Source organism: Thalassospira tepidiphila MCCC 1A03514 (genome assembly GCF_001662875.1).
GTDB classification, from domain to species: Bacteria; Pseudomonadota; Alphaproteobacteria; order Rhodospirillales; family Thalassospiraceae; genus Thalassospira; species Thalassospira tepidiphila.
Genome location: NZ_JPVZ01000001.1, coordinates 532082 through 544634, shown reverse-complemented (window position 1 = coordinate 544634; position 12553 = coordinate 532082). Strand labels below are relative to the sequence as shown.

At 56.7% G+C, this 12553-nt stretch carries 10 protein-coding genes; 9 read left to right on the top strand and 1 reads right to left on the bottom strand.

Annotated features, from left to right (window positions below; translation table 11 throughout):
- Nucleotides 1–61: 61 nt before the first annotated feature.
- Nucleotides 62–853 (top strand): sterol desaturase family protein, encoded by a 792-nt coding sequence (locus TH4_RS02445; RefSeq protein WP_064779777.1) that lies wholly within the window; start codon nt 62–64, stop codon nt 851–853.
- On the opposite strand, the gene TH4_RS02440 is transcribed toward TH4_RS02445, so the two are convergent.
- Nucleotides 854–1645 carry a class I SAM-dependent methyltransferase gene (locus TH4_RS02440; protein ID WP_064780013.1) on the bottom strand — a complete coding sequence of 264 codons (792 nt, stop codon included), beginning with the start codon at nt 1643–1645 and terminating at the stop codon, nt 854–856. It lies immediately after the preceding gene.
- Between the two features lie 243 nt (nt 1646–1888).
- On the opposite strand from TH4_RS02440, the gene TH4_RS02435 reads away from it, so the two are divergent.
- From TH4_RS02435 to mutL, 8 genes are all read left to right on the top strand, one after another.
- Entirely contained in the window at nt 1889–2326 is a 438-nt protein-coding gene (locus TH4_RS02435) for a MaoC family dehydratase (protein ID WP_063088640.1), read from the top strand.
- A gap of 130 nt (nt 2327–2456) precedes the next feature.
- The gene (locus TH4_RS02430; protein ID WP_064780012.1) at nt 2457–3413 is read left to right on the top strand and encodes a bifunctional riboflavin kinase/FAD synthetase; all 957 of its coding nucleotides are present in this window, start codon (nt 2457–2459) and stop codon (nt 3411–3413) included.
- A gap of 110 nt (nt 3414–3523) precedes the next feature.
- On the top strand, nt 3524–6361 hold the full coding sequence (gene ileS, locus TH4_RS02425) for an isoleucine--tRNA ligase (RefSeq protein WP_064779776.1): 2838 nt from the start codon (nt 3524–3526) through the stop codon (nt 6359–6361).
- Between the two features lie 65 nt (nt 6362–6426).
- A complete protein-coding gene (gene lspA / locus TH4_RS02420; protein WP_063088642.1) occupies nt 6427–6900 on the top strand; it encodes a signal peptidase II in 474 nt (157 codons plus the stop codon).
- Nucleotides 6901–6950: 50 nt separating this feature from the next.
- On the top strand, nt 6951–7532 hold the full coding sequence (locus tag TH4_RS02415; RefSeq protein WP_063088643.1) for a DUF3035 domain-containing protein: 582 nt from the start codon (nt 6951–6953) through the stop codon (nt 7530–7532).
- Between the two features lie 218 nt (nt 7533–7750).
- Nucleotides 7751–9145, top strand: a complete 1395-nt coding sequence (locus TH4_RS02410; protein ID WP_245227681.1) for a M16 family metallopeptidase — start codon at nt 7751–7753, stop codon at nt 9143–9145.
- 1 nt (nt 9146) lies between these two features.
- Nucleotides 9147–10478 (top strand): M16 family metallopeptidase, encoded by a 1332-nt coding sequence (locus TH4_RS02405; protein ID WP_064779774.1) that lies wholly within the window; start codon nt 9147–9149, stop codon nt 10476–10478.
- Between the two features lie 110 nt (nt 10479–10588).
- Nucleotides 10589–12550, top strand: a complete 1962-nt coding sequence (gene mutL / locus TH4_RS02400; protein WP_064780011.1) for a DNA mismatch repair endonuclease MutL — start codon at nt 10589–10591, stop codon at nt 12548–12550.
- Nucleotides 12551–12553: the final 3 nt, after the last annotated feature.

Sequence of the window (12553 nt, the reverse complement as noted above, 5' to 3'; positions counted from 1 at the left end):
GATATCCGATATCAGTTCAAGGTGACGCATACGCGCTCCTTATCACACAAGGCAGGATGAAATGGATCAGAGCGGATTATTTCGGCTGGGTATCTTTGCCGCCATTCTGGCGGTCATGGCCTTGTGGGAGGCGGTGGCCCCTTATCGGCCCAAGGAAGCCGTGCGCCGCCCCATGCGCTGGCTGACCAATTTTGGTCTGTTGTTGCTGAGTGCCGCCCTGGCACGTTTCACCATCGGGGCTGCGATGATCGCCGCCGCCATCTGGGCACAGGCCAATGGTTGGGGGATAAATAACCTTTTGGGCATGCCAGCATTATTGTCCGGGCTGGTCACCATCATTGTTCTTGATTGTGCGATCTATTGGCAGCATCGCCTGACCCACATCGTGCCGGTGTTCTGGCGGTTTCACCGGGTGCATCACTGCGATACCGAATTTGATGTCTCGACCGCCGTGCGGTTCCATCCGGTCGAGATCGTCGCATCCGCACTCTACAAATCGACCTTTGTCGTGCTGATCGGGGCCGATCCATGGGCGGTGGTGGTATATGAAAGCATGCTAAGCGGCTTTGCCCTGTTTAATCATGGCAATGTGCATCTGCCCAAAAGCCTTGATCGCGCCTTGCGACGGGTGGTCGTGACACCCGATATGCACCGGGTGCACCATTCAAGTCTGATGAAAGAAACCAACAGCAACTACGGTAACATCCTGTCCATCTGGGACCGGCTGTTTGTCAGCTATATCGATCATACCAAGGTCAATGACCACGATATGCAGATCGGCCTGAAGGAATTCCGCGACATGGACAGCCAAAGTTTACTGGGTGTTCTCTGGATGCCGTTTCGGCGTCGATGATTACGCTGGCACTACGCCGCGCACCGCCATGGCCGATGCCACAAGCGACCGCCGCCCGTCTGTCTTGCCACCAAGATACGCCAGACGTGTGGCCTGCTGAATTTCGTAGGCCGTGTCGGCATATTGCCGGTTAAAGAAATTACGGATCAGGCTGTGCGCCCCCATCAGCGACTGCCAGTAGTCATCGAAATCGATGAAATCCATGCGCACCGCCAGGGTTGCGGTTTCAATATCGCCCAATCCCGCATCCGACCAAAGATCATAAAGGTCATCTTCATCCTGATAGGGGACATCGAAAACCTCTTCGCGCAATTTTTCGCCCTCGACCCCGGCCAAAATGGCCGCTGCATCGAGAAACAGGCGGATAAACGTCAACCCGCCCGCGCGGTCCCAGACGGACGCGGCGATTTTCCCGTTCGGTTTGGTGACGCGGACCATCTCGGCAACCGCCTTTTCCGGGTCTTCCAGATCATTGATCAACAACTGCGAAAAGGCAGTATCAAAACTGTTATTCTCGAACGGCAGCGACAACGCATCCCCGGTTTTAAGTTCGATATTTGAAGCTTCTTCGCGCAAGGCGTCTGTCAGGTAATCAGGGATCAGGTCAATGCCAACAACCCGCGCATCCGGATACCGGTTGGCCGCAGCCAGGGTCAGACTGCCCGTGCCACATCCGACGTCAACCAACGAACCGCAAGACGGTGCGGCAACAAAGTCCAGAAAGCTGCGCGACAGACGGCGGCTCCATCGACCCATGGCAATTTCATAGGTGTCTGCAATTGTGTTGTTCATCGGGGGCGTTTCCCAAAGGTTTGTTTTTATAGGGCTTAGATCATTGATATCACAGGTGGGCATGCCCTGATATGTCCCCGTTTCAGACAATTTCAAGCGCTTATCAAGAAGACATTCGACGAAATAGGCATTGCTCATTTCGAAAAATGCGCAATAAAATTACAAATATTGCATTGCAAAATAATTATAAGCGCGACATCTGCAATGTAAGCAACCGCGCAACAGGCATAGGGTTTCTAGGAAATGGATGAACGCGACGGACTTCATGGGCTGTATTTCGAAGATCTTGAGATCGGGCTGTCGGGCAGTTATGGAAAAACGGTAACCGAAACCGACATCGTAATGTTTGCCGGCATTACCGGTGACACCAACCCGGTGCACCTTAATCAGGATTACGCCGCAACCACGATGTTCGAAGGCCGCATTGCCCATGGCATGCTGTCAGCCGGTTTCATTTCGACGGTCCTTGGCACGCGCCTGCCCGGGCCTGGCACGATTTATCTTTCCCAGAACCTGCAGTTCAAGGCACCGGTTCGGATCGGCGATACCGTGACAGCGCGTGTGACCGTGCGTGAACTGATCCCGGCCAAGAAACGCGCCATTATGGAAACCAACTGCTATGTCGGGGATCGTTGCGTGATCTCGGGCGAAGCAACCGTGATGGTGCCTTCACGCGCCTGATGCCGGAAAGCCTGCGCTTTTTTGTCGGAAAAGTCTTTACGCTTCGGGCCTGCGCCCTATATAGCTGCCTGCTGGATTTGCCGACAAAAGGTCGGCAGGCATGGAACGCAGCGAAGAGAGACCGGCGCGAATGCGCGTTTTTCGATCTTTTGAGAACCTGACCGATGATGCGCGCGGCGCTGTTGTGGCGATCGGCAATTTCGATGGACTGCATCTGGGGCATCAAACGCTTCTGGATCAGGCCCGCGCGATTGCCCGTGATCTTGGTGCGCCGCTTGCGATCCTGACGTTCGAACCCCATCCGCGCATGCTGTTTCGCGCCGATGATCCGCCGTTCCGTCTGACCTCGGCCGAGGATCGCGAAACCGCGGCTGGCAGCATTGATATCGATCTGTTCTACGAGGTCGAGTTTAACCGCGACTTTGCCGCTATGACCGCCGAAGAATTCATCGAACGCGTTCTGGTCACGGGCCTTGGCGCCAAACATGTCGTGGTTGGCTGGGATTTCTGTTTCGGCAAGGGCCGGGCAGGGGATGTCGATTTGCTGCGTGCCATTGGTGAAAAATCCGGTTTTGGTGTGACGGCGGTAACCGCTGTCACCCATGATAACGGGATTGTCTATTCCTCGACCGCGATCCGTCAGGCGCTGCGTGACGGCCGCCCCGAAGACGCCAAGCATCTGTTGGGACGCCCGTGGGAGATTGGCGGGGTTGTCGCCCATGGCGATGCGCGCGGACGCACCATCGGCTTCCCGACGGCCAATGTTCCGCTTGGCAATCACCTGCGCCCGAAATTCGGTGTTTACGCTGTCGAGCTTGGACTGGTTTCTAAAGCCGATGGCAAAACCGTCGAACGCTGGATCCCCGGAGTCGCCAATATTGGCGTGCGGCCAAGCTTTGGCGGCGATGATGATGCCGGGCTTGAAGCACACCTTTTTGACTTTGATCAGGACATCTATGACCGGCGGGTTCGCGTGCGTCTGCACGGCTTTATCCGCGGGGAAAAGAAGTTCGATGGGCTTGATGCCCTGAAAGCCCAGATCGCAGCAGATGTGATCGCTGCCAAGGATATTCTCGGCAAGATTTGAATTTGTTGACGAACCCGCTATGATCCGCGCGCTTTTCGCAAGATCAGCTTTTCGCGAGATCTCCGGGGGGTTCGCCCTTTTAATTTGTTCAAGACGACAGGACCGTCACGATGAGTGTCGAATACAAGAAAACCGTTATCCTGCCCAAGACCGATTTCCCGATGCGGGCGGGTTTGCCAAAGATGGAGCCGACCCTGCTCGAGCAGTGGAAGAAAGAGGACCTCTACGGCAAAATTCGCGGTATTTCGGCTGATCGTGAAATGTTTGTCCTCCATGATGGCCCGCCCTATGCCAACGGCCATCTGCATATTGGTCATGCACTGAACAAAATCCTTAAAGACGTCATCACCCGTTCCCAGCAGATGCTGGGCAAGAACGCTGTTTACGTTCCGGGTTGGGACTGCCACGGCCTTCCGATCGAATGGAAGATCGAAGAACAATACCGCGCCAAGGGCAAAAACAAGGACGATGTTCCGATTGCCGAATTCCGCAAGGAATGCCGCGAGTTCGCCCAGAAATGGCTTGATATTCAGCGCGAAGAATTCAAACGCCTTGGCGTCATGGGCGACTGGGACAATCCCTATGTCACCATGGACTACAAGGCAGAGGCATCAATTGCCCGTGAACTTGGCAAGTTCCTGATGAACGGTTCGCTCTATATGGGCTCCAAACCGGTCATGTGGTCGGTGGTTGAAAAAACCGCCCTTGCCGAGGCCGAAGTCGAATATCACGACCATACATCCAAAACGATCTATGTCCGCTTCCCGGTTACCGAGACCAAGGTCGATCTGCTTAAAGACGCGACCATCGTCATCTGGACCACGACCCCTTGGACCATTCCGGGCAACCGTGCGATTTCATATGGCGAAGACATCGAATATTCCGTCATCGAAGTCACCGAAACCGCCGAGGAAGCATGGGCCACCGTTGGCGAGAAGATGGCGGTCTGTACCGATCTTCTTGAAGACCTGTGCAAAAACGGTCGCGTTACCGGTCACAAGGTTGTCGGCACCTTTAAGGGCGCCGACCTCGAAGGCACGCTTTCTGCCCATCCGTTCCGCGGTCAGGGCTATGACTTTGACGTCCCGCTTCTGGCGGCCGACTATGTCACGACCGACACCGGTACCGGCTTTGTCCATACCGCACCGACCCACGGCCCGGACGATTACCAGACCGGTCTGAAATACGGTCTGGAAGTGCCGGAAATGGTCGATGGTGATGGGGCCTATTATCAGACCGTGCCGCTGTTTGCCGGCGAGCGCATCTATGATGAAAACGGCAAGGAAGCAGGTGCGAACGAAGCGGTCATCGCCAAGCTGATCGAAGTTGGCGCTCTGCTGTCGCGCGGCCGTCTCAAGCACTCCTATCCGTGCTCATGGCGTTCCAAGGCACCGGTGATCTATCGAACCACACCGCAGTGGTTCATTTCCATGCAGGACAATGACCTGCGTGAAAAGGCGCTTAAGGCGATTGATGAAACCCGCTTTGTCCCGGAAGCCGGTCGTAACCGTCTGCATTCCATGATTGCCAACCGCCCGGACTGGTGCGTATCGCGCCAGCGTGCATGGGGCGTTCCGATCACGGTGTTCATCGAAAAAAGCACCCGTCAGCCGCTGCGTGATCAGGAAGTTCTTGATCGTGTCTACGAAGCCTTCTGCGAAGAAGGGGCTGACGCCTGGTTCACCCGCGATGCACAGTATTTCCTTGGCGACAAATACAACGCCGATGATTTCGAACAGGTCACCGACGTTCTCGACGTCTGGTTTGATTCCGGTTCGACCCATGCCTTCGTGCTCGAAGAACGTCAGGACCTGAAATGGCCGGCGGACCTTTACCTTGAAGGATCGGATCAGCATCGCGGCTGGTTCCACAGCTCATTGCTTGAGTCTTGCGGTACCCGTGGTCGCGCACCGTACGACGCGGTTCTGACCCATGGCTTTGTTCTTGATGGCGAAGGCCGCAAGATGTCGAAATCGCTCGGCAACGTCATTGCGCCGAACGATGTCATCGACAAGCTTGGTGCAGATATCCTGCGTCTGTGGGTGGTGAGCTCCGATTATCATGATGATCTGCGCATCAGCCACGAAATCATTCAGCGCCATTCCGACATCTATCGTCGTCTGCGCAACACCCTGCGCTTCCTGCTGGGCAACCTTGACGGCTTTGACCAGTCCGAAAAGGTTGCAGACAACGAGCTGCCGGAACTCGAACGCTGGGTTCTGCATCGTCTGAGCCACCTTGACGACATGGTGCGCAAGACGACTGCGGACTACGATTTCCATTCGATGTTTATCGAGCTGCATAACTTCTGCGCGCTTGATATGTCGGCGTTCTATCTTGATATCCGCAAGGACGCGCTTTATTGCGACGCACCAAGCAGCCTGCGTCGCCGTGCGGCCCGCACGGTCATGGATCGCGTGTTTGATTGTCTTGTCCGTTGGTTGGCACCGGTTTTGTGCTTTACCGCCGACGAAGCATGGCGCGCGCGTTATGGCGCTGAAAGCTCGGTTCATTCGGAAACCTTCAACACGGTATCGGACGGCTGGAAAGACGATGCGCTGGCCGCCAAATGGGCCAAGATCCGCAAGCTTCGCCGTGTTGTCACCGGTGCGCTTGAACTTGAACGTGCCGAAAAACGCATTGGCGCAAGCCTTGATGCCGCACCAAAGGTTTATGCGACCGCTGATTATGTCGAAGCCCTGGCTGGCCTTAATCTTGCCGAAATCGCCATTACATCTGACATCGAACTGATCACGGGTGAAGCACCGGACGGTGCCTATACCCTTGATGACGTTGCAGGTGTCGGTGTTGTGCCGGCATTGGCAGAAGGCGAGAAATGCGAACGTTGCTGGCAGACCCTGCCGGAAGTTGGCAGCCATGCTGAACATAAAACCGTTTGCAACCGCTGTGCGGATGCCGTTGATGAAATGGGAATTGCCGCCGAGTAACGGTGGCGTTCGGGAACGCCCTGCCAGCTGGCAGGGCGCATCCCGGCAAGTCAGAAAGAGTGTTGATGAAACATCGTGCCTTTGTGTTTGGTCTGATCGTCATTGCAATCGTGTTTGGTGTCGACCAGTGGACCAAGGCGCTTGCCATTGATGGTCTGTCGAACCCGCTTCGCGTGATCGAAGTGACGCCGTTCATGAACTTTGTTCTGGCCTGGAACCCGGGTGTTTCGTTTGGCCTGTTTCAGGGACAGGCACCTTGGGTGATGATTGCAGTGACGGCGGCCATCACCATTGGGTTTGGCATCTGGATGTGGCGCACGCGCGATTCCATGCTGCGTTTTGCCCTGGCAATGATCATTGGCGGCGCGGTTGGCAACCTCGTTGATCGTCTGCGCCATGGGGCTGTGACCGACTTCATTGATCTGCATGTTGCGGGTTATCACTGGCCGGTATTCAATATTGCCGATAGTGCAATCACGGTTGGTGCGGCGCTACTGTTGATCGATTCCCTTTTTGGCGGTAAAAAATCTACCAGATGAATTTTGGCCGGGCGAACATGGTCCGGTTTTGAAGTGGTAATGAGGCACAAATGGCCCGGAAACTGACGACCAATATTTTCAAAATTGCATTGCTGGGCGGACTTGCGCTTGGCGTTTCCGGTTGTGAATCAACACGTGAAACCTTTGGCCTGAACAAACAGTCGCCCGACGAGTTTGCGGTTGTTTCGCGCGCCCCGCTCAGCCTGCCGCCTGATTTTACCTTGCGTGTTCCTGATCCAGGCGCACCGCGCCCGCAAACCGGTTCGACCACCGATCAGGCGCGTCGTATTCTGGTTGGTGAAGATCCCAACGTTGTAAAACGTGACATCACCGAAGGTACGCGCAGCAAGGGACAGGTTGCCCTTCTTTCGGCATCCGGTGCGCAATATGCCGATCCGGAAATCCGCAACACGGTGGATCGTGAAACCTCGATCTTCATTTCCGAAAGCGAAGGCGTCGTCGACGATCTGCTGTTCTGGCAGGAAAAGCCGGAATTCGGCACCGTCGTGGATCCGGCCGCCGAAGCCAAGCGTATCCGCGATCAGCAGGCATTGGGTGACAATGTTGCCGGTGGTGCCGATACCCCTGTGATCGAACGCAAACAGAAAGGCTGGCTGGAAGACATCTTCTAAGCTTCGCCAGACGATTGGCCGAACACACGACAATTTGATGCATTCAGACAAGGGCGCGATGGTTTCGCGCCCTTGTTCTGTCATATTCGGTTCTTAAGAAATGCCTGTTGAATGCAAGTGCCGCGTTCTGCTGGTCCTGCATTGAAACACACCGTTTGCATAACCATCCTGAATTGGAATGGGACGCCACAATGAGAATTTCTGGAACAATCCGATCAATGACGCGCAGCTCCGTGGCTGTGCTTGCCCTCGTCGCACTGACTCTTGCCCTTGTGCCCGGTTTGTCACGGGCGGCTGTGTTCAGCCCGCAAACTGCCACCCTTGATAACGGCATGCAGGTCGTGCTGGTGGAAAACCACCGTGCACCGGTCGTTACCCATATGGTCTGGTACAAGGTCGGCTCGGCCGACGAGCCCCAAGGTGTCTCGGGCATTGCCCATTTCCTTGAACATCTGATGTTCAAGGGGACCGATAAGATGGTGCCGGGCGACTTTTCAAAGATCGTTGCGCGCAATGGCGGCAATGACAACGCCTTCACCAGCTGGGACTACACGGGATATTTCCAGAACATTGCCCGTGACCGGCTTGATCTGGTCATGGAGATGGAAGCCGACCGCATGACCAATCTGAAACTCTCAGATGATGTGGTTCTGCCCGAACGCGATGTGATCATCGAAGAACGCCGTTCGCGCATTGATACCAGCCCGGGGGCGCTTCTGGGCGAACAGATGCGCGCATCGCTGTATATGGCGCATCCCTATGGTCGGTCGATCATTGGCTGGCGCCATGAAATGGAAAAACTTTCCACCGAAGACGCACTTGAATTCTATCGCGACTGGTATGCGCCCAATAATGCCATTTTGGTTGTTGCCGGCGACATCACCATGGATGAATTGCTGCCGATGGCGGAAAAATATTACGGCGTCATCCCGCGTGGTAAGGACATGACCCGCAACCGTGTTCAGGAACCGGTTCAGCATGCCCCGCGCAAGGTCACCATGCGTGACCCGCAGGTCGGTCAGGCATCCTGGTCGCGCTATTATCTGGCACCGTCCTACAATACCGATGCGGCTGATGCCGTGCCGCTTGATGTGCTGAGCGAAATCATCGGATCGGGCACCACCAGCCGCTTCTTCAAGGCCCTTGTGGTCGATCAGGAAATCGCCTCAAGCGTTGGCACCTTCTATGATCCGGTGACCGTCGATCTGGCAAGCTTCGGTGTCTATGCCGTTCCGCGCGGTGATGTCGATTTGGCCGATCTTGAAAAGGCGGTCGAGGCCGAAATTGCCAAGGTCGTCGCCGACGGTGTGACGCAGGATGAACTCGATCGTGCCAAGCAGAAGCTGCTTGATAGTGCCGTCTTTGCCCGTGACTCGCTATCTGCCGGTGCACGCGTGCTCGGTCAGTCGCTTGCGGTCGGTTTGACCGTGGATCAGGTCGAAAGCTGGCCGGACCGGATTTCGGGTGTGACGGTGGAACAGGTCAATGACGCCGCCAAACGGGTGTTCGATGCCAAGAAATCTGTCACCGGCTGGCTGATGCCGCCCGAAGGTGGCCCGGTCACGGGCGCTGGTGCGGCCCTTCCGATCACCTCTGGCGAAGGAGTGCACTGATATGAACAAGCTGTTTAAACAGATTGCCGGTGTTGCCTTTGCGACAACGCTTGGTTTTGGCTTTGCGCAACAGGCCAAGGCGGTCGAGGTACAGGAAGTGATTTCGGACGGCGGCATTCGCGCCTGGCTTATCGAAGATCACATGAACCCGCTGATGACCATGGATATCGCCTTTACCGGTGCGGGGGCGGCAACCGATCCGGATGGCAAGCTTGGCTTGGTCAATATGGTATCTGGCCTGATTGATGAAGGCGCTGGCGCGATGGACAGCCAGACCTTCCGCAGTGAAATGGAAAACCGGTCGATCGGTCTTTCCTTTGATGCGGGGCGCGATGACTTTGCCGGATCGCTCACCACGCTAACGCGTGAACGCGAAACGGCGATTGATCTGCTGCGTCTGGCCCTGTCCGAGCCCCGCTTTGATGATGAGGCGGTTGAACGTATCCGTGCACAGGTTGTTTCGGGCCTCAAGCGGGCCGAAACCGATCCGCGCGATATCGCCAGCCGCACATTCTTTGCCTCGATCTTTGGCGATCATCCCTATGGTCGGCCGGTTTCGGGCACGCTTGAAACCGTGGCCGGTTTGAACGCCAATGATTTTCGTGGCTTCGTGCGCCGTGCCTTTGCCAAGGACAACCTGATTGTGGGCGTCGCCGGTGACATCACCGCCGAAGAACTTGGTCCGCTGCTCGACGAGGCCTTTGGCGCGTTGCCCGCGAAAAGCGACCTGCCCAAGATCGCCGATGTTACGCCGACCTATGGCGATATCGACGTAATCGAACAGGACATCCCGCAAAGTCAGGCGATCTGGGGCCAAAAAGGCATCGAACGCCAGGACCCGGATTTCTATGCCGCCTATGTGATGAATTACATCCTTGGCGGTGGCGGCTTCTCATCGCGCCTGACCGAGGAAGTCCGTGAAAAGCGTGGATTGGCTTATGGCGTCTATAGCTACCTCGCCAATCTTGATCATGCCGACATGATGATGGGCGGGGTTGCCACGCGCAATGACGCGATTGGTCAAAGCCTGTCGCTGATCAGCACCGAATGGACCAAGATGAAGCAGGACGGCATCGATCAGGAAGAGCTTGATAATGCCAAGGCCTACCTCACCGGGGCCTTCCCGCTGCGCTTCACCAGCCTCGGCAACCTGTCGGGCATGCTGGTCGGCATGCAAAAGGAAGACCTTGGTATGGACTTCCTTGATCGTCGCAATGACATGGTCAATGCCGTCACGCTTGATGACGTTAACCGAGTTGCTGCCGATCTGATGGACCCGGCCAATGTCACGGTGACCGTGGTTGGCAAGCCGGAAGGTGATCTGGCCTTCTGATCCCAGAACCACATCGGAAAAGTTGCAAAGCGCGGTGAAAGGGATTTCGCCGCGCTTTGCGCTTTGATAGGTTCATCACAACCAAGATAAACATCACGAGCACCGCCTTCATGACCTTGCGCGTCCTGCCACAGAACCTGATCAACCAGATTGCCGCCGGTGAGGTGGTCGAACGTCCTGCGGCTGCGCTTAAGGAACTGGTTGAAAACGCCCTTGATGCCGGGGCGACCAAGGTGGACGTCAATCTGCGCGATGGCGGTCGGACGTTGTTGTCTGTCACTGACGATGGCAAGGGCATGACGCCGGACGAACTGACACTGGCCGTCGAACGCCACGCCACATCCAAGCTGCCCGATGATGATCTGTTTAACATCGGTTTCATGGGCTTTCGCGGCGAGGCCTTGCCATCGATCGGGTCGGTATCACGGATGCGCCTGACCAGCCGTGTGCGCGGCTCTGAAAACGCATGGACACTGGTGGTGGAAGGCGGGGCCAAGGGCGCACCGGAACCAGCCGCCCATCCCTATGGCACACGGGTCGAGGTGCGTGATCTTTTCTATGCCACGCCGGCACGTCTGAAGTTCCTTAAAACCGCGCGGACCGAACAGATGTATGCGCGCGAGATCATGGACCGTCTGGCGATGGCGCGCCCGGATGTCGGCTTTACACTCAGTGGTGATAACAACAAGACGATCCTGAATTACCCGGCCTGCGAAGGCGATCTGTTTGATGCACGTCTTAAACGGCTGGGGGCTGTCATGGGCCGCGAATTTCAGGATAACGCCCTTCAGATCGAGGCAGAGCGTGAAGGCATCCGCCTTACCGGCTATGCCGGGGTGCCGACACTCAACCGTGGCAATGCGCAGATGCAGTTCATGTTTGTCAATGGCCGCCCGGTCAAGGATCGGCTGCTGCAAGGCGCAGTGCGCGGCGCCTATCAGGATTTTCTGGCACGTGATCGCCATCCGTTATTGGCGCTGTTCTTTGAACTTTCTCCACGTGATGTTGACGTCAACGTCCATCCCGGCAAGACGGAGGTCCGGTTCCGTGATCCGGGCATGGTGCGGGGGCTGATTGTCGGCGCACTTAAACATGCGCTGGCCGGGGCGGGGCATCGCGCCTCGACCACGGTGGCAGATATGGCCTTGGGGGCGGTCCGCCGCGAAGGTGAGGGACCCTCACTTCCGTATGGCGGTGGCGCACGAAGCGGCGGTGGCAGCGGATTTAACATCGGACAGTATCAGCCAAATGTGCCGGGCCACGCCGCGATTGAACGCAATTACGCCGCCCAGGCACCGATGGAAAACCCCGGAAACTATGGCGGCCTGTTTGATCGCGGGCGCGAGTTTGGCGGATCGGGTGGTAGCGCTAACATCGCAGGTGGCGAGGGCGGTTTTGCAGCCGCTGCGGCAGCGGCGCTGTCGGGTGGTTATGATGCCGCCGCACCGTCAGCGCGCATTGATAACATCGCCGATGAAGGTAAGTTTGTTGATCATCCGCTGGGGGCAGCCCGCGGGCAGGTGCATGCCAATTACATCATTGCCCAGACCCGCGACGGTCTGGTGATTGTCGATCAGCACGCCGCGCATGAACGCATTGTCTATGAACGCATGAAGGCCGATCTGGCCGAAAGCGGTGTCAAGCGACAAGGGTTGTTGCTGCCCGAAGTCGTCGAACTGGATGAAGCGTCCGCTGATCGTATTGCCGACCGGGCAGACGAATTCGCCGAACTGGGTCTGGTGATCGAGCCATTTGGTCCCGGCGCGATTGTTGTTCGCGAAGTGCCGGCCATGTTGGGCAAGGTTGATGTCAGCGCGCTGGTGCGCGATATGGCCGATGAAATTGCCGAACTGGGGCAGGGCATGGCGCTAAAAGACCGGCTGATGTATGTCTGTGCGACCATGGCTTGCCATGGATCGGTGCGGTCCGGTCGGAAGCTCAATGCCGATGAAATGAACGCCCTTTTGCGCCAGATGGAAGCCACCCCGCATTCAGGCCAATGCAACCATGGCCGCCCGACCTATGTCGAGCTCAAGCTTAACGACATCGAAAAGATGTTTGGCCGCAGGTAGGAA